The organism is Pseudomonas sp. GW821-FHT03E01, from assembly GCF_059420765.1.
In genome coordinates this window covers 81,262-103,818 of record NZ_JBWKUI010000002.1, presented here as the reverse complement: position 1 = coordinate 103,818, position 22,557 = coordinate 81,262, and the positions used below count along the sequence as shown (strand labels likewise).

Genomic DNA, 22,557 nt, shown 5'->3' with positions numbered 1-22,557 from the left:
TTACGGCGCTTGTTTCTTCGGCTCGCGTACCTTGTACCAGGCCACATACAGCGCCGGCAAAAACAGCAGCGTCAGCAAGGTGGCGATGATGATCCCGCCAATCATCGCGTAGGCCATCGGCCCCCAGAACACTTCCCGGGCAATCGGGATCATCCCCATGCTCGCCGCCGCTGCCGTCAACAAAATCGGCCGACGCCGATGCTCCGTGGCCTGCACCACCGCGTCCCACGGCGTATAACCGCTCTTCTCGAAAGAGTCGATTTGGGTCACCAGAATCACCGAGTTGCGGATGATGATGCCGATCAGCGCCAGAATCCCGAGGATCGCCACGAAGCCCATGGGCGTGCCGGTCGGAATCAGCGCCAGCACCACGCCGATCAAGCCGAGCGGCGCGACGCTGGCCACCAGGAACAGCTTCTGCACGCTGTGCAACTGGATCATCAGGAAGGTCGCCATCAAAAACAGCATCAACGGCACCACCTTGGCAATCGGCCCCTGGGCCTTGCCGCTTTCCTCCACCGTACCGCCAGTGGCGACTTTGTAGCCCACCGGCAAACCGGCGGCGAACTTGTCGATGTCCGGTTGCAACTGCTTCACCAGGTCGGTCGGCTGAATCTCGTCGCGCACCGCAGCCTTGATGGTGATGGTCGGTTTGCGGTCACGACGCCATACCAGCGGTTGCTCCAGTTCGTAGCGCACCGTGGCGAACGCCAGCAGCGGTATCGAAGTGCCGCCGGGGGTGACGATCTGCAAGTTCTGCAAGGTTTCCGGGCTGCCGCGCTCGGCATCTTCAGCGCGGCCGACCACGTCGATCAGGTAGATGTCGTCATCGACCTGCGTCACCGGCGAGCCGACGACGATGCTGTTCATCAGGTTCGCCACGTCTTCCGACGACAGCCCCAGTTGCCGCGCCTTGTCTTGCGCGATGTCGATGCGTAGCACTTTGCCCGGCTCGTTCCAGTCGTAAATGATCTCGCCGATGTGCGGGTTTTTATCCAGTTCAGTGGCCAGGGCGATCGCGTGTTTGCGCACTTGATCGATGTCTTTACCGCTGACCCTGTATTGAATCGGACGCCCCACCGGCGGGCCCATTTCCAGGGCCTGGACGTAACTGCCGATGCCGACGAAGTCTTCACGCAAGCGCTTTTGCAAACGAGCAGTCAGCGCCGTGCGTGACTCCTGGCCTTTGCTGACGATCACCAGTTGCGCGTAGTACGGGTTCTGCAACTGCTGGTCGAGAGGCAGGTAGAAACGGATCGCACCCTCGCCGATGTAGGTGCTCCAGCGCACGATGTCCGGGTCGCCCTTGAGCGTCGCTTCAAGCTTGTCCACGGCTTTGCGGGTTTCGGCGATCGAGGCGTTTTGCGGCAGGTTCAGGTCGACGAGGATTTCCGGGCGGTCCGAGGACGGGAAGAACTGGTTCTGCACGAACTGCATGGAAAACACCGAGAGCACGAACAGCGCCACGGTGATACCGATGGCCCACCAGCGATTGCGCATGGCCCACAGCAGGCCGCCATTGAACGCCCGACCGATGCGCCCTGGCTCTGCGTCGTGAGGTTTCACATTGCTGCTCAGAATATGCACACCGAGTACCGGGGCGAACAGCACGGCGACGATCCATGACACCAGCATGGCCACCGCGATCACCGCGAACAGCGTGAAGGTGTACTCACCGGCGGAGCTCGCGTTCAAGCCGATCGGCACGAAACCGGCGACGGTAACCAGCGTGCCGGTGAGCATCGGGAACGCCGTCGAGGTGTAGGCGAAGGTCGCCGCCTGTTCTTTGGTTTCGCCCATTTCCAGGCGCGTGACCATCATCTCCACCGTGATCATCGCGTCGTCCACCAGCAGGCCGAGGGCGATGATCAGCGCTCCGAGGGAAATCCGCTGCATGGTGATGCCACTGTATTCCATGAAGAGGAAGACCATCGCCAGCACCAACGGAATCGAACACGCCACCACCAGCCCGGCGCGCACGCCAAGGCTGACGAAGCTGACGATCAGCACGATCACCACGGCTTCGAACAACGCACTGGTGAAACCGCCAACAGCTTCTTCCACCACTTCGGCCTGATCGGAAACGTTGTGCACGCCAACGCCCACCGGCAGGTCGGCCGTCAGCTCGTTCATACGCAGATGCAGCGCCTTGCCAAATGCCTGGATGTTGCCGCCCTTCTTCATGGCGATTGCCAGGCCGATGGCTGGCTGGCCGTTGAAACGAAACTCCGGGGTGGCAGGATCGACATAGCCACGGCTGATGTCGGCGATGTCGGCCAGGCGGTAGAAGCGGTCGTTGAGCTTCAGGTTGACGTTGGCCAGGTCTTTCTCAGAGGCAAACTGCCCCGAGGTCCGCACCGAAATCCGCTCAGGGCCGGCCTCGATCACTCCCGCCGGGGTCACGGCATTCTGTGATTGCAGGCTCTGCACCACCTGGCGCTGATCGATGCCGAGGGCGGCGAGTTTGCGGGTGGAGAAGTTCAGGTACAGCACTTCATCCTGCTCGCCGATCATTTCGACCTTGCCCAACCCTGGCACTTCACGGATTTCGGCACGCACCTGTTCCACGTAATCGCGTAGCTGGCGCATTGACAGGCCGTCAGAGGTAAAGGCATACACCGAACCGAACACGTCACCGAACTCATCGTTGAAGCCCGGCCCTTGCAGGCCTTGCGGGAAGTCGCCGCGGATGTCGTTGATCTTCTTGCGCACCTGATACCAGATTTGCGGAATGTCCTTGGCGCTGGTGGTGTCGAGCAGATTAACGAAGACCGTCGATTCACCGGGGCGGGTGTAGCTTTTCACGTAATCGAGCGAGTCGAGTTCTTCGAGTTTTTTCTCGATCCGGTCAGTGACCTGCTTGAGGGTTTCTTCCTGGGTCGCGCCGGGCCAGCGGGTCTGGATCACCATGGTTTTGATGGTGAACGACGGGTCTTCTTCGCGGCCCAGGTTCAGGTAGGAGAACACGCCCATCAACAGCGCGACGAACATCAAATACCAGACAAACGACTGATGCTTGAGGGCCCACTCGGATAAGTTGAAACTCCCTTTCATTGCGGGCTGCCCTCGTCAATTCTCACTTTCTGCCCCGGTTTGAGGCTATTCACACCGGCACTGACCACCCGCTCGCCGGACTTCACTCCGTTGGCCACGACTACCGTGTCGTCGGTCCGGCTGACCAGGCTGACCTCCCTTGGGGCAACGGTTTGCGTCTGTGGATCGACGACCCAGATCCGTGTTTTCCCATCGACCTCCTGCAATGCGCTCGCCGGCAGTTCGAGGCGTGGTTTGATTTCAGAGCTGAGGGTCACGCTGATCGCCGTGCCGAGGTGAAAACCCGGCGGCGTATCGGTCAGGCTCAGGCGGGCACGACGGGTACGGGTCGCGCTTTGGGCCTGGGGTTCGATTTCGCGCACGATGGCGGTGCTGGTGATGCTCGGGTCCAGCTGCGAGGCGACCTGGAACACCACGTCGGCCGGCAAATCATCGACCAGGGTGTCGGGCAAGTCGATCACTGCTTCCTTGATGTCCGGCTGCGCCAGGGTCACCACTTGCTGGCCGGCGGTCACCACTTGCCCGGCTTCGGCATTCCACGCGGTGACAATGGCTTTGTGATCGGTGCGCAGCTCGACGTAGTTGAGTTGGTCCTGCGCCTGGTTGACGGCGGCCCTGGCTTGATCGAGGGACGCCTGGGTGGTTTTCAGTTCGGTCTGGGCGATGTCCAGTTGTGCCTGGGCACCGACCCCGCGATTGAACAACTCCTGCTGACGCCGGGCGTTGGCCTGGGCATTGATGAGCTGCGCCTGAACACGCGCCAGGTCACCCTGGGCCGAGCGCAACTGGTTCTGCTGATCGGTGGGGTCGAGGGTGGCGAGCAAGGCGCCTTTCTGGACTTCGGCGCCGACATCGACATTGCGGCTGGCGATACGCCCCGGCACCCGGAAACCGACATTGCTTTCGTAACGGGCCTGAATGCTGCCGGCGAACCGGCCGAGATCCTCTTGATGGAGCGCTTTCACTTCCACAGATAACACCGGCCGCACCGGTTCTGGCGGCGCTTCTTCCTTGGAACAGGCGACCAGCAGTACAGCGGCGGACAACAGCAACAGGTGCTTCATGGTTGGGCTCCTGTGGTTGGGGTCTGATCGGTATTTTCGACGACCTCCACCCGTACGCCCGGGTGCAGCAACTGGCCGCCCGCAGTGACGACTTTTTCGCCACCGGTGAGGCCGGCGCTGACAATGACTTTGCCGGTCAGGTAACGGCCAACGGTGACCGTGTGCAACTGCGCCTTGCCCTCGGCGTCCACCAGCCACACGGCCGGGTCGCTGAGGTTTTTGGTCAGGGCCGCCCAGGGCAGTTCCACTGCGGTTTTACCCACTGGCTTGGCCGTGGCGCTCACCACCGAGCCGAGCTGCATGCCTTCAGGGAGACCATCGAGGCTGACTTTGACTTGCACCGTGCCGGTCTGCGCGGACACCGCTGGCGTGACCTCCCGAACGGTGCCCGTGGTCTTGACCTTCGGATTGTCGAGCAGGCTGACCACAATCGATCGGTCCGACGGCGGCTCGGTCAGCAGCGATTCGTAAACGTTGAACACCGCGTCACGCTCGCCATCCCGGGCCAGGCTGAAAATCGGCACCGTGGCCTGCACCACCTGGCCGACTTCGGCCTGGCGCGCGGTAATCACGCCTGGCGCATCGGCAATCAACGCGGTGTAGCTCAGTTGATCGCGGGCGTTGGCCAATTGCGCTTGAGCCGCGCTCAATGCGCTCTGGCTGCTGCGCAAGGCCGCTTGGGCGGAGTCGTATTCGCTCTGGCTGGTGTAGCCCTTGGGCAGGAGTTTTTGCTGGCGAACGAAGGCGGCGGCAGTCTGTTTGACCCGTGCCTGCTCGGCAACCACCTGGGCCTGGGCCGAATCGACATTGGTTTGCAGGTCTTTGGGGTCAAGCCTGGCCAGCACTTGTTTGGCCGACACCCGGTCACCGACATCGACCATGCGCTGGATGATCTTGCCGCCCACGCGGAACGACAACTCGGTCTGGACTCGGGCCTGAACATCACCGGTGAGTGTCACCGCGGCGGCGTAATCGGTTGGCTTGACCTCTTGCACGAAGACTCGCGGACGGTCCTTCTCGACGGGCTTTTTTTCACCACAGGCGGTCAGCAAGGCGAAGAGGCTCAGGCCAACCATTAATTTCAATCCGGGACCCGCCATGCAGACTCCTTTGCGTTGTACGTACGTGCCAGTGACGATACGACTGTGAGCTTAGAACAGGGTTCAACAGGTGCACGGGTTTGCTACGTACCTTATGGCCTGGGGACTATCCTGTGGCGAGGGAGCTTGCTCCCGCTCGGCTGCGCAACAGACGCAAACCTGCTATCTCGTTTTGCCTGACACACCTCGTTTAACTTTTTTGAGCCGCTTCGTAGCCCAGCAAGAGCAAGCTCCCTCGTCACAGACGATCACAGTCGCCGACGATAAGACAAACTGGCGGCCCTGCTGCAGGAAGCTCCCCATGCTCAAAACCCTCGCGGTGGCCAACTACCGCTCGATCAATAAATTGGTGATTCCGCTCGAACGGCTGAACCTGATCACCGGCCCCAACGGCAGCGGTAAATCCAATCTCTACCGCGCCTTGCGTCTGCTGGCGGAAACTGCTCAGGGTGGAGTGGTCAATGGCTTGGCACGCGAGGGTGGGCTGGATTCGACCTTCTGGGCCGGGCCGGAAACCATCACCCAGCGCATGCGCACTGGTGAAATCCCGGTCCAGGCAACCATGCGACACGGCGTCAAGCGCCTGCGCCTGGGGTTTGCCGGCGAAGACTTCAGCTACTCGATCGCGCTGGGCCTTGCGGAACCGAGTCTTTCCGCGTTTTCTCTGGACCCGGAAATCAAAAGGGAATGCATCTGGTCCGGGCCGTTCTATCGCCCGGCCAGCCTGCTGGTGGATCGCGACGGCCCGATGATTCGCACACGGGCCGGACGCGGCTGGGAGGTGCTGTCCCAGCACACGCCGAATTTCGACAGCCTGTTCGATCAGGTTGGTAGCTTGCGTACCTCGCCGGAAGTCTTGCAGCTGCGTGAATTCATCCGCCGCTGGCGCTTCTACGATCACTTTCGCAGCGATGCCGAAGCTCCGGCGCGACAACCACAACTGGGCACTCGCACACCGGTGTTGCACCACGACGGTCGCGACCTTGCGGCGGCATTACAGACCATCCGCGAAATCGGCGATCCCGAAGCCTTGCAGGCGGCGATCAGCGATGCGTTCCCCGGCGCGACGCTGAACATCGCATTGCTGCAAGGTGGCCGATTTGCAATCGAGTTTTATCAGGAAGGGTTGTTGCGGCCACTGTCCGCCGCCGAATTGTCGGACGGGACGTTGCGCTATCTGTTGCTGGTCGCGGCATTGCTGACACCCCGGCCGCCGACGCTGATGGTACTGAATGAGCCGGAAACCAGTCTGCATCCGGACTTGTTGCCGGCGTTGGCGCGGTTGATTATTCGAGCGTCCGAACAGTGCCAGGTGTGGGTGGTGTCCCATGCGCGGCGCTTGATCTCGGCATTGCAGCAAGACCCGGAATGCAATTGCATTGTGCTGGAGAAAGATTTCGGCCAGACCGGGATGGTCGGGCAGCGGATGCTGGATGAGCCGGTGTGGTATTGGCCCGACTGAGACACACTGATCGTTCCCTCGCTCTGTGGCGAGGGAACAAGCTCCCTCACCACAGGTGGGAACGATCAGCTGAAGCCAATCACCCCTGCCACTTCCCACCCTCGACAATCACGCTCTCAGGCCTGGTGTCATCGCTCAGCTCTTTACGCACGTACTGGTCGTACAGCTTGAGCAAAAATTTATCCTCACCCAGCTTCGCCAACTCCGCATTCACCCAATCACGCAGTTCGATGTTGCCCTTCTTCACCGCCGGGGCGATCGGTGCTTCGGCGCCCAACTTCTGCTCCAGTACACGGTAGCCCGGGTTTTGTTTGGCCCAGCTGAACAGCACCAGATTGTCCTGCGCATAAGCGTCGCCGCGACCATTGGCCAGGGCTTGCAGGGACTCGGAGTTTTTCTCGAACTTCAGCAGTTTCCAGTCCGGGTGATTTTTGGTCAGCCAGACATCGGCTGTGGTGCCCGTGGTCACGATAGTCGTGCGGGTCGCCAAGTCATCAAGGTTCTTCACTGAACTGGCCTGCGGCACCAGCGCCTGCACCGCCACCTTGAGGTTCGGGTTGGTGAAGTCCACCGCTTCCTTGCGCTCCGGGGTGACGGTCATGTTGGCCAGGATCAGGTCGACCTTGTCGCTTTGCAGGAATGGAATCCGGCTCGCCGGCTCCACCGCCACGAACTCGACTTTGTTTTCATCGCCCAACAGATCCTTGGCGAATTGGCGGCCAATGTCGGTATCGAACCCCACGTAGCGCCCGGCTTCATCGACAAAACCGAACGGCGGTTTGTCGGTGAACACGCCGACAATCAGCTTGTCCCGGGCTTTGATCTTTTCCAGGTAACCGGCCGGTGCGCTGCTGACGCTGGCGACTTTCGGCTTGGCCGGCTCTTCGGTTTTGTTGCAACCGGCCAGCAGCGCCAGGCCGAACAGCGGGAGTAGCAGCAGAGAAGACTTGGCAGTTTTCATGGCAGTTCCAATTCCTTTATTTGAGTCGTTTTGGGTAGTGCGGCGACGAAGGAGAACTTCTCCAGGAACTGCTGCGCTCGTGCGGTTTGCGGGTTCGTAAAGAAAATCTCGGGGGGTTGTTGCTCAAGGATGCTCCCGGCGTCCATGAACACGATGCGGTCGGCCACGGCGCGGGCGAAGGCCATTTCGTGGGTGACAATCAGCAGGGTCATGCCCTCGCGGGCCAGCCCCTGAATCACTTCGAGTACCTCCTTGACCATCTCCGGGTCGAGGGCGGCGGTGACTTCGTCAAAGAGCATGACTTGGGGGTTCATGCACAGCGAACGGACGATGGCGATGCGTTGCTGCTGACCACCGGAGAGCTGACGCGGGAACGCGTCGCGCTTGTCCAACAGGCCTACGCGCGCCAGCAAGGCTTCGGCCTGGGCACGGGCTTCGCGGCGGTCGCGCTTCTGCACTTTCACCGGGCCAAGCAGCACGTTATCGAGCACGCTCATGTGCGGAAACAGGTGATAACTCTGGAATACCATGCCGATCTGCTGACGCACTTCGCGCCAGTCGGTGCCCTTGTCCAGCAACTCACGCCCGGCAAAATTCAAGCTGCCGCTGTGAGCGACTTCCAGGCCGTTGAGGCAGCGCAGCAAGGTGCTTTTGCCACAGCCGCTGGGGCCGAGGATGACGATCACTTCGCCCGTTCTCACCTTCAGGTCGATGCCGTTGAGCACCTGCTGCTCGCCGAAAAACTTGTTGAAACCCTTGAACTCGATCAATGCGCTCATGCTTGCGTCCAGCGCCGCTCCAGCACGCGGGAAGCGGCTGACAGCGGGTAGCAGATGAAAAAGAAAAACAGAAACAGCGCGCCGTAGATCAGTACCGATTCGTAGGTGCGCTCGATGATCTGCTGGCCGACCTTGATCACGTCCACCACGCCGATCAGCACCGCCAGAGAGCTGGTCTTGATGATCCGCGTGTAGACGTTGATGGTCGGCGGCGTCATGCGTTTCAGCGCCTGGGGCAGCAGCACGTAGCCATAGAGTTGCGGGCCGTTCAAGCCAATCGACAATCCCGCTTCTCGCTGGCCGCGCGGTAACGAATGCAAGGCGCCGCGCACCACTTCCCCGACTTCGCTGGCGCCCCACAGCGACAGCACCAGCACCGCGCACCAGAAGCTCGGAATGCTCAGGCCGAAAAAAATCGGCAGGCCGAAGAACAACAAATACAACCAGACCAGCACCGGGATCGCCCGGAACAATTCCAGATAAACCCGCAGCATTGCGTTGAGCCATGTCGAATTCAGCGTGCGCAACACGCCGTAGAGCACCCCGCCGACGGTGCTGAAGGCGATGCTCAGGAATGAAATCGACAAGGTTTGTGCAGCGCCCTTGCCCAATTGCGGCAACGACACCATGAGCAACTCAAGACCCGAACTGGCCATGCTGGAGCCTCCTTTCCAGACGGCTGAGCAGCAGCGACAACGGCAAAAACAACAGCACGCAGATCAACGTCAGCACGGCGAGCATTTCGTAGGTTTTGTAATAGAGCGCGATGTAGCTCTTGGTGGTGTAGAGAATCTCCGGCACCGCCACCGCCGAGACCACCGTGGTTTCCTTGAGCAGGAATATGAAATTGGCGAACAGCGACGGCAGGCTGAGGATGCCGGCCTGCGGCAAGATCACGTAGCGCAGCAATTGCCCGTGGGACAAGCCAATTGAACGACCGGACTCAAGTTGCGCCTGGGGCACGGCATCCACGCCGGCGCGCAGGACTTCGGTGAGGTAGGCCCCACCGAGAAAGGTCATGGTGATGATCGCTGCGGCGAAGCCCGAGACTTTGATGCCCAGGGCCGGCAAGGCGAAGTAGACGAAGAACAACTGGATCAGCAATGGCGTGTTGCGCGCCAGCTCCACATACAGCCCGACCAGGCGCTGCAGGTAAGGCGTGCGAAACACCAGAATCGTCGCGTTGATCAGCGCCACCAGCAACGAAGTGCCGATGGCGATGAAGCCGACCTGCAGCGTCACGCCAACGGCTTTGAGAAACGCCGGCAGGGTGCTGAGGATAAATGCGTAATCGATGGTCATTGAACATCCTGTACGCCGCTCGGTAAGCGACGATGGCGCAGTCCATGGGCAGTGGATAACCACCCGGCAGGCGCCAACTTTAAAGGTATAAAAAGAGGAATTTAAATACCGTTAAAGCATATTGATATCACGCAAAAAACTATTCTGCGGATTTGCGACGGCAGCGGGGGACGGTTATTTTCCTTTGCGCTGTAGGAGGGATCTTTTTTTCAAAATGCCCCTCCAAGGACGTGCAGCTTTTGGCCAGACTCCCCCGGCCGAACCATCACAAGGAAGAGAACATGGCTGACGTAAAAGTGACGCCGCGGCTGGATCCGCAGGACATCGTGAAATTGCTGGTGGCGCTGCGCAGGGCGTTGAAGACGCGGGTGGCCTGAAATCTTTTGATCTTGGCGCAATAAAAAACGCCGACGCTATAGTAGCCATCGGCGTTTGAAACCTTGAAGGGTTCGAGACTGCAATCAATCAGAACGCCGGCAGTACCGCGCCGCTGTATTTCTTGTCGATGAACGCCTTCACTTCCGGGCTGGTCAGAGCCTTGGCCAGTTTCTGGATGGCAACGCTGTCCTTGTTGTCCGGACGTGCCACCAGGAAGTTCACGTAAGGCGAATCGGCACCTTCGATCACCAGTGCGTCTTTAGCCGGGTTGAGGCCCGCGTCCAGCGCGTAGTTGGTGTTGATCATGTCCAGATCGACCTGGTCCAGAACACGCGGCAGCATGGCCGATTCCAGTTCCTTGAACTTGAAATTGTGCGGGTTCTTGGCGATGTCTTTCGGGGTGGCCAAAGCGTTTTTCGGGTCTTTCAACTCGATCAGGCCAGCCTTCTGCAGCAGGATCAGGGCACGGCCGCTGTTGCTGCCTTCGTTCGGGATGGCGATGGTTGCGCCGTCCTTCAGCTCAGCCAGGGTTTTGACTTTCTTCGAGTAGCCGCCGAACGGTTCGACGTGCACGCCGATCACAGTCACCAGGTTCGTGCCTTTGCCTTCGTTGAAGCTTTTCAGGTACGGCAGGGTCTGGAAGTAGTTGGCGTCCAGACGCTTCTGATCGACCTGCACGTTCGGCTGAACGTAGTCGGTGAAGACTTTGATTTCCAGGTCCACGCCTTCTTTGGCGAGGGTAGGCTTGATCAGTTCAAGAATCTCGGCATGTGGAATCGGCGTCGCCGCAACCACCAGTTTCTCGCCAGCCTGGGCCAGGCCCGCGGTCAGGGCAGCCGCCAATGCGGTGAACAACAGAACCTTTTTCATGCAGTGTCCTTATCGAAAATCACGGTCGTCATCGACGACGGCTAAATGTTTAGGTGCCAGTGAAGTGCTATCGCTGGCGTGACGCGGACGATACCGGGATTTTTTATTCCCGAACAATATCTTTTATTCACTTTCATATTCCATTTTGTTCATACAGTCCAATCCACGAACGACCCTGTAGGAGCGAGGCTTGCCCGCGAAGAGGGAGTGTCAGCCGACATCAATATTGCCTGGCACACCGCTGTCGCGAGCAAGCTTCGCTCCTACAGAAGCCCCGTCGCTTTGAGCAGGTCTTTCAAGGCCTCTTTTTCGGCGGCGGAGCCGCTGCCGAGGATTTTTTTCAGTTGCTGTTCGATCTGTAGCAAGGATGCAGGCGCCTCGGGCAGATTCAAATGCTCCGGCAAAATCTCATCGCCCGTACTCACCAGCAGCGCAAAGTGAATGACGTTCTCCAGCTCTCGGGTGTTGCCCGGCCAACTGTGTTGCTCCAGCAGATGCTGCGCGGCTTCGCTGATCAGTGGCACCGGCAGGTCGAGGCGCTGGCTGTAGATGCCGAGGAAGTATTCGGCCAGCGATAAAATATCGCCCACCCGCTCACGCAAGGCCGGCAATTCGAGCTGGCCCTCGCTGAGGTAGTGATAAAGCCGCTCATGGAATTTTCCGGCCGCCACTGCCTGGGCCAGATCGATGCTGGTGGCCGCCACCAGACGCACGTCCACCGGGCTCGGCTGGTGCGCACCGACGCGGGTGACTTCGTGGTTTTCCAGGGCTGCGAGCAACTTGATCTGGATCGGCAGCGGCAGGTCGCCGATCTCGTCCAGGTACAAGGTGCCGCCGTTGGCCGAGCCGAACCAGCCGGCACGACTGCTGGCCGAACCGCTGTAACTGCCGGCGGCATAGCCGAACAGTTCAGCATCGGCGTAAGTCGGGCTGATCGCGCCGCAATTGACGGACACGAACAACCCGCCACGATCACTGGCGCGATGGATGTGCCGCGCCAGCAGTTCTTTACCGCTGCCGGTTTCACCGCGAATCAACACCGAGATCGAACGTGGCGCCAATTGTTCCAGCTCCTGGCGCAATTGCCGGGAACGCGGATCGACAAACACCAGCGCCTTGGCGCGGATGCTCAGCGGGCTTTTCTCCGCATCGGGAAAGGTCAGCAATGGCTGACCGAAGATTTCATGCAAACTCATGGCAGACTCCCGCCCAAAACCGCCGGGAGGCGGGGGCGTTTAACAAGAAAAAGGTTTACGCACGTCGCAGGGCGTGGTGTTCCATACGGTTTTGCAGGCGATAGAGATAGGCAAAACCCTGCTCCCAGCGCCGGTGACCGGACTTCACGTTGATGTGCCCGGCCCCCGATAAAATCCCCGCCTCGGCGCCCCACTGACGCGCCAGTTCAAGCGCGCGTGGCGCGCTCACGGCGGCGTCGTTGTCAGAGCTGACGACCTGGCTCGGGAACGGCAATAAATGGGTCGGGATCGGCGCAAAGTTGCGTAGGGCCGGCGCGCAGGCCGGGCGCTCGACGTCCGCCGGCGCGACCAGCAAGGCGCCGCGCACTTGACGCAAAAATTGCAGCGGCGCGGTGGCTGCCCAATGGGCAACGGTGATGCAACCCAGGCTATGGGCGATCAGGATCACAGGCGTGCTGTCGGCGGCAATCGCCTCGGCCAACGCTGCGACCCAGTCTTCACGACGAGGCGTCAGCCAATCGGCCTGCTCCACCCGCGCGCTGTTTGGCAGACTGTTCTGCCAGTGGGTTTGCCAATGATCTTCTGGCGATCCTTGCCAGCCCGGCACAATCAGGTAGCGAATTGATTCGTTGCGCATGGGGGAGCTCTCCTGCTGTGTGTCTGTTCCTGATCGAGTATAGGGAGGAGAGTTATATTCGTTAAGGAATAAGAAGCTATTTATTAAGACCAATATCGAATATGTGTTTGCCCGAAATAAAAAAGGGGCCGCTCCCTGCCAAGGAGACGGCCCCGGAAACTCAAAATCTGTTTGCGCTGATCAACAATCCTGAAGCCGATGATTGGCGAAATCGGTTATCCAATAAAGGAATATTTAATTACTTTATTAGACCTAAATCACATATACGAATCATCTTCGGCAATCGCCGACCCCTCGCTGCTTGCGTCACAACTTAGCGTCCCTTTGGGTCAAATTGATGACGAGCGTTTTTCGCCTTTGAGTTTCCGGGTGCCTTGCTCAAACCTGGGCGGCATGCACCTGACGGGGTTCTGTGGTCGCCTTGTGCGCAAATCGGTTCGCCCGTGCAAACGTCCCGAAATCATTGAACCGAACCCCCATCTCACGCATCACCTCATGCGCCACCGGCACCGTCATCTGGCGGATGTAAAACGGCTCCTTCACCACAAAATGATGGATCCCGTGGCTGCTGCCGAAGTTGAAGCAGAACGCCTGCAACGGCCACAGCCACCAAGGGTTCAAGACCTGAGTCTGCTGAATCACATTCCCCGGCTCGACGTCTCCGTAGTAGTGCATGTTCGAGCTGACAAAGTGCAGGCAGAACGTGCGCAACACGTTCGGACCGATGATCACCACGACAGCGATGTCGATCACTTGCATCACCGCCAATGTCGTCGCCGACCATTCGATGGGCGCCCCCGATAGATGCGCGATGCCGTTGGCGGCGTGAAAACCGAGGAACACATACCACGCCCCCCAATGCATCAGCGCCAGCGGTGCGTAAACTTTCAGGGAGCGCTTGAGGATGCTGAACTTGTGCGCCCAGGTCTTGGCCCGCAGCATGCGGATAAGCGCCGACATCACGTTGTCGCCAACCATCAACAGCCGCGCAAAACCCCAGGGCTCACCGTTGGTGATCGCCCGCTCTTCCATGTCGGCTTCAGTGCCGGACACCTTGTGGTGGTTGAGGTGCAAATGGCGGCGGATCCACGGATTGATGGTGCTCGGCCGCGCCAGCCACACCAGGCCCATCATCAGGTTATGCGGCACCCGCTGTTTGCGAAAATACATGCTGTGGATCAGGTCATGCTCAAGTTCATGGGTCAACGAGGCGAAGAACGCGTTGACCAACAAGCATGCCCACCAGTCCATGTATCCGTTGATATAGAGCACTGCCGAACCGATCATCCCGGCCAGGGCGAAGGCCAGGATGCCCGCACCCAAGGCGTCCTGATGGTTGAGAATCGGGTAGCGCCGACGCAACTCGACGCCCTTGGCCAATACCACCTGGCGAATATGCGCTGATCGTTGTGCTGCATTCAGTCGCTGGGGACTTGCAGAAGTACCGTCCATGCTTCCATCCTCTGGTTATTGATGTTCGCATCCTGCCCTGTGATGCTTCACACAGCGGTAGCCGTGAACGCCAACCTGTTGACCGGACGCGCCAATCGACATGACTGAACCGACCTCCCTCGCCAGCTGGACCCGCGCCCTGCGCAAGCAGCTCGATGCGCTGGGCCTCGACAGCACCGCCCTGTGCCGACAGGCGGGGCTCGATCCGCAGTTGATGGACGACCCGAACGCCCGTTACCCGTTGTCCGGCACCACACGCCTGTGGGAAATCGCGGTGCAGGTCAGTGGCGACCCGGCGATTGGCTTGCGGGTGTCGCGGTTTGTCAGCCCGACCACGTTCCATGCGCTCGGGTATGCGTTGGTGGCCAGCGGCAGCTTGCGGGAAGTGTTCGAGCGCATCGTGCGTTATCACCAGGTGGTCAGCGATGCGCTGGACCTGGAGTTGACCCGCGCCGAGGATCGCTACCGCTTCCGCCTGAAAATCCCCCAAGGCAACCCCGCGCCAGCCTTCGAAGCCATCGACGCCTTCGCGGCGATTTACGTGCGCACCTGCCGTAACCGGCTGGGCCGTGACTACGCGCCGCTGGCGGTTTATCTGCGCCGTCCGGAACCTGCCGACCCGCATCAATGGCACAAAGTGTTCCGTTCGCCGGTGTATTTCGCCGCCGAGGAAGACCGACTGGAATTCGCCCTGGTGGATTTCGACAGCCACCTGGACGACGCCAACCCGGAACTGGCCGAACACAACGAAACCGTGCTCAAACGCACCCTGGCGCAACTCAAGCCCCTGACCTGGGAGCGCAAGGTTCGCGACGCCATTGAAGAGCAACTGCCTGAGGGCGAACCGTCGGCCGATCGCATCGCCGAAGCACTGCACTTGAGCTTGCGCAGCCTGCAACGGCACCTGGCGGACGAAGGTTGTCGATTCGATACGCTGCTCAACGAAAGTCGGGAAAACCTGGCGCTGCTGCACCTGCGCGATCCGCAGTGCTCGTTGAGCGAGGTCAGTTACCTATTGGGATTCGCCGACACCAGCAGCTTCAGCCGCGCGTTCAAGCGCTGGACGGGGATGACGCCGGGGCAGTTTCGGGATGGGTTGCGGTAATAGATCCGCAAAGCGTGTTGAGATTTCCGCCCCCCATCGCAATTTCTCAAGCACCACTGAAACCGCTACTGCTACCGCCCCCGATCTCGCCGCAATAGCTTGCGCACCCGCTTCACCAGCTCACTGACGGTAAACGGCTTGAGCAGGTAATCATCCTCATGCAACTCCAACCCGCGCAGCCTGTCCTCGATGCCGTCCGTGGTGGTGAGCAACAGCACCGGCGTATCGCCGAGCTTGCGGATCTGCTGCAGCAACTGCCAGCCGTTGAGCCCCGGCAGCATCACGTCGAGGATGATCAATTCATATTCGCCAGACTCGATGAAGCGCCGGCCGTCCATGCCATTGAGCGCTACATCCACCGCATAACTCGCTTCGCTCAGGCCTTTGGCCAGGAGGCTGGCGGTCTCGGGTTCGTCTTCCACTAACAGCACACGCATGGCACACCTCGATTGTCGTCTTCACAGGCTAGGCGCGTTCGTGGACAAAGCCCATCAATAAAATCGACAGCGCCTGCAAGTGCACATCAAACCACCGCCAACGCCCGCAACCGCTGCGCATCCAGAATCTCGATCTCGCCATACCTGAGATTCAGAATCCCCTGCCCCTGCAAGTCCTTGAGGATCTGGTTGGTGGTCTGGCGCGACAACGACAGCATCGACGCCAATTGCTCTTGCGGCAGTTGCAGAACGCGGCGCGGCAGGTCGATTTCACCATAGCCCTCGGCGATCATCAGCAAGCGATGGGCCAGGCGCGCCGGGGCTGGCATCAGGCTCAGCTGTTCGAGGTTGATGAAGGTCAGGCGCAGTTTGTGGCTCATCAGCAATGCCAGTTGCTGCCAGTACACCGGGTGTTCGTCGAGCAATGCCAGCAGCGCTGTTTGCGGGATGTGCAACAGAATGCACTGGCCCACGGCGTAGGCATCATGGGTTCGCGGCTGGCCATCGAACAGGCAGATTTCGCCGAACCAGTGCGGCGGTTCCACCAGGCTCAGCAGCGCTTCCTTGCCCTGCTCATTCACCGCGCCAATGCGCACCGAACCTTCAAGCACCGCATACAACCCGCACGGAGGATCACCGCGTTTGAACAGCAGTTGCCCCGGTGACAGCCGCCGAATCCTGGCGATTGCCAGCAGACTATCCTGTAAGGAAACAGGCAAGTGACTGAACCATTGCCCCGTCATCAGGCGCGAACGCCAAACCTGCATGTCCATGAAAACTCCTGGAGATTGTCGCCTGGCTGACAGAGCGAGAGATGAACCCGGGGCATCATCAATCACTCTACAGGAGGAATAACAATGAAAAGCCTCGTTGACCATCTCAGTCAATACGCCGCCTACCACCGTGATCCGCGCAATATCGCCAGCCACTTCGTGGGCATTCCCCTGATCGTCGTGGCGGTCGCGGTGTTGCTGTCGCGTCCGCAATGGGCCGGGGGCTGGCTGTCACCGGCAGTGCTGGTGTCACTGGTGTCGGCGTGGTTTTACCTGCGCCTGGAACTGCGGCTGGGGGTGCTGATGACGGTATTGCTGGGCCTGTCGGTCTGGCTGGGGCATATGCTTGCGCAGCAGAGCACATTCGTCTGGCTTGGCGCCGGCATCGGGATGTTTGTGGTGGGCTGGGCGATACAGTTTGTCGGTCATCATTACGAGGGGCGAAAACCGGCGTTTGTCGACGATCTGACCGGACTGATTGTCGGGCCATTGTTCGTGGTGGTGGAAGCAGGCTTTCTACTGGGGCTTCGGACCGAGCTGAAACGAGCCATCGAAGAACGCGCCGGGCCAGTGGCCTTGCGCAATCAACGCTCCGCCGCCTGAGAAAAAGAGCGGTAACGGATTGATACCGTTACCGCTCCAGGTTTCACAGCGTGCCGAACTCGACCCGAACCGTCAGTGCACCGAGGTTGTCCTTCAAACCCGCACCGTAGAGGCCTAGCAGGTCATCATTGATACACAACTGCAGCTCGCCTTGCTGGCCGGCCGGAATCTGCGCCAGATCGCCGATCAGGAAGGGAATGCCAAAGTCACCAACACGGCCGATCAAAGCACCTTCGGCGGCCCCCATCAGCGTATAGCCGAACTTGGCGATGTAGTTCGGATTGCCCTTTCCATCCACCCAATTACCCTCCGGGCTGGCGCACCATAAGCCAAGGACACAACGAGCCAGACGTGGAACCAGACCGTTGATCTGTACACCGGTGCCCTGCCAGGGCAGATTGGCCAGAACCTCCACCGTCGCAGCCTTCAGGTCGTTGGCCAGCGTATCCCCGGCCTGGAACGACAACGCAGCAATCGTCAGGCTCGGGTTCGAAGTGCCGGTGCTGGGGAAGACACCATCGCCCACCAGGAACAGGTTCTTGTGGTCCCAACTGCGCTGGTATTTGTCGACGACCGATTTGGTTGGATCATCGCCCATGCGATAGGTCCCCATCAGGTGTCCGGCGCCCTGGAAACTGTAGGGCTCATTGTCATAGGTGAACGTCCCGGGCGTGAGAGGCTTCGTCAGCTCCACCGCGCCGAGCAGTTCGGTGATGATGTGAGTCGCCAACTTCTTCGCCTGCTTGAAGCCCTCCTTGGTGTATTTGGACAGGTCATAGTGAATTTCCGGCCGGGGAATGCCGAGCCGGTCCTTGTACTCGGTCGACGGCACGATGTAACACGTGGGGTGATCGGGATCGTCCTCGACCTGCTCCACCAGAAACGCGATCCGGAACTGACGGATGAACAAGTCGTTGAGCTTTTGAACCAATGCTGTCCCATAGAGCACTTGCTGTGGTTTCAAGGCCGGCGGTAGCGGGTTGGTTTGACTGTGATTCGCCCCGTCGATGAAGTCAGCCACGGTGGTGTAAGGATCGGTGGCCGGCCAGTTCCAGCCCTCGTTACCGATTTCGATGCGCCACGCCGCTCGAGAGCTGCGAAAGTCACCGTCACGCAAACTCTCGATGCCCGCCGTGGACAGAGGACCCCGGTACGGAAAAACCGCCTTGCCTTCAGGCATCAGCCCCCATGCCAGGTAGATCGGGTGATCGGCCAGGCTGCGCCCTACTTGCCCACTGCTGTTGGCCACACCTTTGGGCCAGGCAGCGCTGACCGAGTTGAGCAATAACTTGGGTGTCTCGATGGCATGGGCGGCGATCACATAACGCTGCCCGATAGCGACGCCGGTTCCAGTGACCGGGCCGTCGCCAAGCTGATACTGAATGAATTCGATACCGTTGATATTGCTGTCCGCCCCGACGGTCACTTTGCTCGCCACGGTTCGGTACAACACCTTGACCTTACCGGTAGCCAGGGCTTTGTTCATTGTCACTGTCGCATCGTACTTGGCCTGGATCGGGCAGATCGGTGTGCAGTTGGTGTTGCCGGCACACACCCGGCGCCCCGCGTACGGTTGGGAATTACGCCCGGCGGGCGTCGGACTGACCACCAGCGGCAAGCCGTCGAACATCTGCCCCGTCACGGCCGTGACAAAACTGCCATCGACCAACGACAACGGAATGCTGTGCATCGGGAATGAATAACCTTCGGGAAAGGTCATGCCCAGATAGGCCTGGTCGGCGACATTGGCCGCCACGCCGATTTCCGCCTCGGCCCGGCAGTAGGCACTTTGCAGATCGTCGTAGCCGATAGGCCAGTCCACCCCGACGCCGTATTTTGATTTCAAGCAAAAATCGTTCGGCACCATGCGCAGACATGTCCCTACCCAATGCCAGGTGGTGCCGCCGCCGACCCGTTCATAGGTGCTGGTGAAGGGCATCGGGCCTTTCTGCACCAGGTAGCTGATCGCCGGCTTGTCCCAGCCCAGGATCAAATCGGCGATGGTCGCACGTGGGGCGTTCTCGTTGGCCGGATCACGCGGCGTGTCCAGGCTCGTCACCGGTGGGTAAGGGGCCTCGGGGGTTTTCAGCGTGGACGTATAGAAGCGCTCCAGGTATTGAGCACGGTTGGCCGGGATTTCCGGGCCTGATTCGAGCACCAGCACATCCACCCCAGCCATGCCCAGTTGATAAGCGATGATGCTGCCGGCCAGCCCCGCGCCAACGATCACTACGTCCGCTTGTTCGGTACTCATGACAAGGCTCCTTGCTGTCCGCTGGCGGGTACCCCGGTGTAATCCTCAAGGCTCGGCGGCGTGGTGTTCCAATAGCCGAAAAACATCTCGCTGTATCCCATGGGATGGGCCTGGGCAATTTTCCAGGCCCAGCTGTTGATGTAGGCCTGATCGGACACCACCATCGAGTCGGTCGATTTGTAGCTCCCGGTGGCATAGGGCTGATACCAGACACCCAACAACCACAGTTTCATGATTGAACGCGCTGCTCGGGCGGTTTGCGTGGTCGCCGGTTGCGCCCCATCCATCAGCACCGCCTGGGCGATCCGGTCCGGAGGCTCAAGGTCCGCCGCCATCGTGGCGTACTGAGTCAGCAAGGCGTTGAGCACATCAGGCGTGATGCGCGGCGTGATGAACTCGAGAAAGATCGGCGGCAAGCCCACCTGGTCGATGGCCGGTGCCAGTCGATCAGCGGGAATGCCGGTGAGGGCCGATGAAAGGCCAATGAAGTTTTGCAGATCACTGCTCATGGCTGACTCCTTGTCCACCCGTGGACTGTGCGCGTTCAAGCAGGTAGGTGAAATCCGCGAAGCTGGTGCGCGGAGATTCGGTGACATGGGTGGCCGCATTGCCGTGGCACGCCATGCAGCTGGAAGACGCCTGGGGCACGGTGCCCTGGATATAGGTTTCCAGCGTGGCGTTGGCCAGGAACAAGGGCGCGGGACTGCCCAGTGGGTTGGTCGCCGATATCTGGCAATTGGGCTGTGGAGGGGCTGACGGCCACTGGGTGCTGATCAATTGATAGTTCGCCCACACGCTCTGCGGATTGACCGTTCGCAGCAGGGCCTGGTACGTGGTGTTCAGCTTTTTGGTGGCGTCGGTCAGCGGCGCGTCACGCTCGATCTGCGAGGGCGTCGCCTTGACTGCCGGGTTCCACGGCCGTGGCGGAGGCTGGTTGACGTCGCTCTTGCTGTTGACGTTGTAGAACAGGTACGGGCCCACCCGCTGCTCAGGAGGCGTGGATTTCTCCGGTACGTTTTTCACATGTTCAAAGGTTGACCAGACCCACTGCGCGGCATTGGCGGTCTTATGAACGATGTGCAACCCCACCAGCCCGACCGGCTCGGATACACACGACTCCTCGACAATCGGCCCATGACTCGGATCGTTGTTGCCCGGTGTATAGACCAGTGCATCGACGGTGTGGAAATCCTGCCTGCGATCATTGGGGCCAAGCACTTTCCACGACGCCTTCACCATCACCGCACCGACCTGCTTCGTCTCAGCCGAGCCACAGCTGAAAGCCACGGCGTTGCTCGGGCTCGCGGCGAAAAACTTCTGCTGGCCTTCGATGCTGTACAGCCCGTTGTTGACGATCCCGTCGAACATCGATTGGTTGACCACGATTTCGTTGCGCGTATAGACGCCGTTCTGATCCACCAGCGGGCCACTCTCGAAGGGCTGGATAAACTCATTCAGCACATCGGGCACCTTGCCCATTTGCTGCAGGAGACGACCAGGCTTGAGCGACTTGCACGCTTCGGGGAGGGTTGCCGGGGCATTCCAGGGCAGCGGTGTCTGGCCCTTGGCCCGGAATATCTGGTAGCTCTCTTTCCAGCTTTCCCACACCGTGGCCCCATCCTGCTTGCCGATGGGGGTGCCGGTATTTGGATCGCCATTGTCCAGCGCCGGCCAGCTCAGGGCGATGAAGGTCTGCCACGACAAGTCATCGAAATCGGCCTGCAGGCTGGGCAGAGAAACCGGTTGGGTAACCGTGACATCAAAGGGTATCTGCGGCGACAGTGAGGGGGCGGCAATGGCGGACGAGCCCAACAAAGCGCTCAACAAGGCACAGCCAAACGGGCCATGCCGACTGACTTCCATTCTCATGCTTTATCTCCTTGGCATCAGGGCGCCAGGAGATAACACCGGTCCGTCATGGACTCTCACTGCCTCCTGGCAAGTCAGAGTCTAGGTAGGGTTTGAGGCAAAAAAATCACGGGGGTAGAACCGATCGAAGCAAGGTCAGTTGGTGTTATTACAGATTGGGTGGGGTGTTCTTGGAGACGCCATCGCGAGCAAGGACTTTGGGTTGCCGACAGAGTTTGTGGTCAACACCAATCCACTGCTGGAACGAGCCTGCTCGCGATGCTTTGGCCCTTAAATGTTGGCGACTTTCTGCCAGACCTTGGGTTTGAAGAACAACGTCTCACCCTTCGTCAATCCAACCAGGCTGTCGTGATCCTTCACCACTTCAGCTTCAATCAACTCGCTCTGGCCTTCGACCTTCAGCGTCACCCGCGTGGTGGCGCCCAACGGACGAATATCCCGCACTTCAGCGGCGTGGTGGTCTTCCAGTTCATGCCGCGACAGCGACACTTCGTGTGGACGGAACAGTACGTGCCGATCTTCGCCCAAATGCAGACGGTTCGAATCGCCGAGGAAGTGATAGACGAAATCGCTGGCCGGATTTTCGTAGACGTCGCCCGGTGAACCGATCTGCTCGATCACCCCCTTGTTCATCACCACGATCCGGTCGGCAACTTCCATAGCTTCTTCCTGGTCGTGGGTCACGAATACCGAGGTCAGGTTGATGTCCTCGTGCAGCCGCGCGAGCCAGCGACGCAATTCTTTACGGACCTTGGCATCGAGTGCACCAAAAGGCTCGTCGAGCAGCAGCACTTTCGGCTCCACCGCCAGGGCGCGGGCCAACGCGATGCGCTGACGCTGGCCGCCGGAGAGTTGTTCCGGGTAGCGATCGGCCAACCAGTCCAGTTGCACCATGTTCAGCAGTTCGTGGACTTTCACCGCAATCTGGCTTTCGTTCGGACGCTGGTTTTTCGGCTTCATACGCAGGCCGAACGCAACGTTGTCGAACACCGTCATGTGACGGAACAAGGCGTAGTGCTGGAACACGAAACCGACGTTGCGATCACGCACGTCGTGGCCGGAAACGTCTTCGCCATGGAACACGATGTTGCCCTGATCCGGGGTTTCCAGGCCGGCGATGATTCGCAGCAATGTGGTCTTGCCGCAGCCGGACGGCCCCAGCAGCGCCACCAGCTCGCCGCTTTGAATGTCCAGGCTGATGTTGTCCAGCGCCTTGAACGCGTGAAAGTTCTTGCTGACGTTACGCACTTCGATCGACATG

At 60.0% G+C, this 22,557-nt stretch carries 20 protein-coding genes; 3 read left to right on the top strand and 17 right to left on the bottom strand.

From position 1 onward, the window contains the following. The 3 genes from AC07VO_RS03410 to AC07VO_RS03400 are packed head-to-tail and all read right to left on the bottom strand — an operon-like array spanning position 1 to position 5,218. The gene (locus tag AC07VO_RS03410) at positions 1-3,054 is read right to left on the bottom strand and encodes an efflux RND transporter permease subunit (RefSeq protein ID WP_086944174.1); all 3,054 of its coding nucleotides are present in this window, start codon (positions 3,052-3,054) and stop codon (positions 1-3) included. Then, a complete protein-coding gene (locus AC07VO_RS03405; protein WP_064615807.1) occupies positions 3,051-4,118 on the bottom strand; it encodes an efflux RND transporter periplasmic adaptor subunit in 1,068 nt (355 codons plus the stop codon). The genes AC07VO_RS03410 and AC07VO_RS03405 overlap by 4 nt, the downstream gene beginning before the upstream one ends. Continuing rightward, positions 4,115-5,218: an efflux RND transporter periplasmic adaptor subunit gene (locus tag AC07VO_RS03400; protein ID WP_064615805.1), complete on the bottom strand. Its 1,104-nt coding sequence runs from the start codon at positions 5,216-5,218 to the stop codon at positions 4,115-4,117. The genes AC07VO_RS03405 and AC07VO_RS03400 overlap by 4 nt, the downstream gene beginning before the upstream one ends. A 301-nt stretch (positions 5,219-5,519) precedes the next feature. Here AC07VO_RS03400 and AC07VO_RS03395 point away from each other — a divergent pair, with 301 nt between their 5' ends. After that, positions 5,520-6,680, top strand: a complete 1,161-nt coding sequence (locus tag AC07VO_RS03395) for an AAA family ATPase (protein WP_064615803.1) — start codon at positions 5,520-5,522, stop codon at positions 6,678-6,680. Between the two features lie 79 nt (positions 6,681-6,759). On the opposite strand, the gene AC07VO_RS03390 is transcribed toward AC07VO_RS03395, so the two are convergent. The 8 genes from AC07VO_RS03390 to AC07VO_RS03355 form a co-directional block, all read right to left on the bottom strand. Further along, entirely contained in the window at positions 6,760-7,641 is an 882-nt protein-coding gene (locus AC07VO_RS03390) for a transporter substrate-binding domain-containing protein (RefSeq protein ID WP_086944175.1), read from the bottom strand. After that, positions 7,638-8,420, bottom strand: a complete 783-nt coding sequence (locus AC07VO_RS03385) for an amino acid ABC transporter ATP-binding protein (RefSeq protein ID WP_086944176.1) — start codon at positions 8,418-8,420, stop codon at positions 7,638-7,640. Before AC07VO_RS03385 ends, AC07VO_RS03390 begins: the two co-directional genes overlap by 4 nt. Next, on the bottom strand, positions 8,417-9,076 hold the full coding sequence (locus tag AC07VO_RS03380) for an amino acid ABC transporter permease (protein WP_018929350.1): 660 nt from the start codon (positions 9,074-9,076) through the stop codon (positions 8,417-8,419). Before AC07VO_RS03380 ends, AC07VO_RS03385 begins: the two co-directional genes overlap by 4 nt. Then, positions 9,057-9,722 carry an amino acid ABC transporter permease gene (locus tag AC07VO_RS03375; RefSeq protein WP_086944177.1) on the bottom strand — a complete coding sequence of 222 codons (666 nt, stop codon included), beginning with the start codon at positions 9,720-9,722 and terminating at the stop codon, positions 9,057-9,059. Before AC07VO_RS03375 ends, AC07VO_RS03380 begins: the two co-directional genes overlap by 20 nt. Positions 9,723-10,187: 465 nt before the next feature. Further along, positions 10,188-10,970, bottom strand: a complete 783-nt coding sequence (locus tag AC07VO_RS03370) for a MetQ/NlpA family ABC transporter substrate-binding protein (protein ID WP_007941045.1) — start codon at positions 10,968-10,970, stop codon at positions 10,188-10,190. Between the two features lie 263 nt (positions 10,971-11,233). Next, positions 11,234-12,166, bottom strand: coding sequence for a sigma 54-interacting transcriptional regulator (locus AC07VO_RS03365; RefSeq protein ID WP_086944178.1), 933 nt, complete (start codon positions 12,164-12,166; stop codon positions 11,234-11,236). Between the two features lie 55 nt (positions 12,167-12,221). Further along, entirely contained in the window at positions 12,222-12,803 is a 582-nt protein-coding gene (locus AC07VO_RS03360; RefSeq protein WP_018929354.1) for an alpha/beta hydrolase, read from the bottom strand. 378 nt (positions 12,804-13,181) lie between these two features. Beyond that, the gene (locus AC07VO_RS03355) at positions 13,182-14,255 is read right to left on the bottom strand and encodes a fatty acid desaturase (protein WP_086944179.1); all 1,074 of its coding nucleotides are present in this window, start codon (positions 14,253-14,255) and stop codon (positions 13,182-13,184) included. Between the two features lie 100 nt (positions 14,256-14,355). Between AC07VO_RS03355 and AC07VO_RS03350 the strand changes: the two genes are divergently transcribed. Beyond that, entirely contained in the window at positions 14,356-15,360 is a 1,005-nt protein-coding gene (locus AC07VO_RS03350; RefSeq protein ID WP_019581709.1) for an AraC family transcriptional regulator, read from the top strand. Positions 15,361-15,431: 71 nt separating this feature from the next. Here AC07VO_RS03350 and AC07VO_RS03345 read toward each other — a convergent pair whose 3' ends face one another. Then, positions 15,432-15,797 (bottom strand): response regulator, encoded by a 366-nt coding sequence (locus AC07VO_RS03345; RefSeq protein WP_019581708.1) that lies wholly within the window; start codon positions 15,795-15,797, stop codon positions 15,432-15,434. An 86-nt stretch (positions 15,798-15,883) separates the two neighbouring features. Next, entirely contained in the window at positions 15,884-16,570 is a 687-nt protein-coding gene (locus tag AC07VO_RS03340; protein ID WP_086944180.1) for a Crp/Fnr family transcriptional regulator, read from the bottom strand. 84 nt (positions 16,571-16,654) lie between these two features. Here AC07VO_RS03340 and AC07VO_RS03335 point away from each other — a divergent pair, with 84 nt between their 5' ends. Next, on the top strand, positions 16,655-17,173 hold the full coding sequence (locus tag AC07VO_RS03335) for an Mpo1 family 2-hydroxy fatty acid dioxygenase (RefSeq protein WP_086944181.1): 519 nt from the start codon (positions 16,655-16,657) through the stop codon (positions 17,171-17,173). 43 nt (positions 17,174-17,216) lie between these two features. On the opposite strand, the gene AC07VO_RS03330 is transcribed toward AC07VO_RS03335, so the two are convergent. The 4 genes from AC07VO_RS03330 to AC07VO_RS03315 all read right to left on the bottom strand — a co-directional run bounded on the left by AC07VO_RS03330 (position 17,217) and on the right by AC07VO_RS03315 (position 22,556). Continuing rightward, complete coding sequence (locus AC07VO_RS03330; protein WP_192350745.1) at positions 17,217-19,427, bottom strand: GMC family oxidoreductase; 2,211 nt, start codon at positions 19,425-19,427, stop codon at positions 17,217-17,219. Next, positions 19,424-19,936 carry a hypothetical protein gene (locus AC07VO_RS03325; RefSeq protein WP_019581704.1) on the bottom strand — a complete coding sequence of 171 codons (513 nt, stop codon included), beginning with the start codon at positions 19,934-19,936 and terminating at the stop codon, positions 19,424-19,426. The genes AC07VO_RS03330 and AC07VO_RS03325 overlap by 4 nt, the downstream gene beginning before the upstream one ends. Next, positions 19,926-21,296, bottom strand: a complete 1,371-nt coding sequence (locus AC07VO_RS03320; RefSeq protein WP_064615787.1) for a hypothetical protein — start codon at positions 21,294-21,296, stop codon at positions 19,926-19,928. The genes AC07VO_RS03325 and AC07VO_RS03320 overlap by 11 nt, the downstream gene beginning before the upstream one ends. 270 nt (positions 21,297-21,566) lie before the next feature. Beyond that, on the bottom strand, positions 21,567-22,556 hold the full coding sequence (locus tag AC07VO_RS03315) for a sulfate/molybdate ABC transporter ATP-binding protein (RefSeq protein WP_018929361.1): 990 nt from the start codon (positions 22,554-22,556) through the stop codon (positions 21,567-21,569). Position 22,557: the final 1 nt, after the last annotated feature.

Excerpts from the sequence above, each read along its gene's own strand:
- AC07VO_RS03410 (WP_086944174.1), bottom strand. The coding sequence starts at position 3,054 with ATGAAAGGGAGTTTCAACTTATCCGAGTGGGCCCTCAAGCATCAGTCG.
- AC07VO_RS03405 (WP_064615807.1), bottom strand. The coding sequence starts at position 4,118 with ATGAAGCACCTGTTGCTGTTGTCCGCCGCTGTACTGCTGGTCGCCTGT.
- AC07VO_RS03400 (WP_064615805.1), bottom strand. The coding sequence starts at position 5,218 with ATGGCGGGTCCCGGATTGAAATTAATGGTTGGCCTGAGCCTCTTCGCC.
- AC07VO_RS03395 (WP_064615803.1), top strand. The coding sequence starts at position 5,520 with ATGCTCAAAACCCTCGCGGTGGCCAACTACCGCTCGATCAATAAATTG.
- AC07VO_RS03390 (WP_086944175.1), bottom strand. The coding sequence starts at position 7,641 with ATGAAAACTGCCAAGTCTTCTCTGCTGCTACTCCCGCTGTTCGGCCTG.
- AC07VO_RS03385 (WP_086944176.1), bottom strand. The coding sequence starts at position 8,420 with ATGAGCGCATTGATCGAGTTCAAGGGTTTCAACAAGTTTTTCGGCGAG.
- AC07VO_RS03380 (WP_018929350.1), bottom strand. The coding sequence starts at position 9,076 with ATGGCCAGTTCGGGTCTTGAGTTGCTCATGGTGTCGTTGCCGCAATTG.
- AC07VO_RS03375 (WP_086944177.1), bottom strand. The coding sequence starts at position 9,722 with ATGACCATCGATTACGCATTTATCCTCAGCACCCTGCCGGCGTTTCTC.
- AC07VO_RS03370 (WP_007941045.1), bottom strand. The coding sequence starts at position 10,970 with ATGAAAAAGGTTCTGTTGTTCACCGCATTGGCGGCTGCCCTGACCGCG.
- AC07VO_RS03365 (WP_086944178.1), bottom strand. The coding sequence starts at position 12,166 with ATGAGTTTGCATGAAATCTTCGGTCAGCCATTGCTGACCTTTCCCGAT.
- AC07VO_RS03360 (WP_018929354.1), bottom strand. The coding sequence starts at position 12,803 with ATGCGCAACGAATCAATTCGCTACCTGATTGTGCCGGGCTGGCAAGGA.
- AC07VO_RS03355 (WP_086944179.1), bottom strand. The coding sequence starts at position 14,255 with ATGGACGGTACTTCTGCAAGTCCCCAGCGACTGAATGCAGCACAACGA.
- AC07VO_RS03350 (WP_019581709.1), top strand. The coding sequence starts at position 14,356 with ATGACTGAACCGACCTCCCTCGCCAGCTGGACCCGCGCCCTGCGCAAG.
- AC07VO_RS03345 (WP_019581708.1), bottom strand. The coding sequence starts at position 15,797 with ATGCGTGTGCTGTTAGTGGAAGACGAACCCGAGACCGCCAGCCTCCTG.
- AC07VO_RS03340 (WP_086944180.1), bottom strand. The coding sequence starts at position 16,570 with ATGGACATGCAGGTTTGGCGTTCGCGCCTGATGACGGGGCAATGGTTC.
- AC07VO_RS03335 (WP_086944181.1), top strand. The coding sequence starts at position 16,655 with ATGAAAAGCCTCGTTGACCATCTCAGTCAATACGCCGCCTACCACCGT.
- AC07VO_RS03330 (WP_192350745.1), bottom strand. The coding sequence starts at position 19,427 with ATGAGTACCGAACAAGCGGACGTAGTGATCGTTGGCGCGGGGCTGGCC.
- AC07VO_RS03325 (WP_019581704.1), bottom strand. The coding sequence starts at position 19,936 with ATGAGCAGTGATCTGCAAAACTTCATTGGCCTTTCATCGGCCCTCACC.
- AC07VO_RS03320 (WP_064615787.1), bottom strand. The coding sequence starts at position 21,296 with ATGAGAATGGAAGTCAGTCGGCATGGCCCGTTTGGCTGTGCCTTGTTG.
- AC07VO_RS03315 (WP_018929361.1), bottom strand. The coding sequence starts at position 22,556 with ATGTCGATCGAAGTGCGTAACGTCAGCAAGAACTTTCACGCGTTCAAG.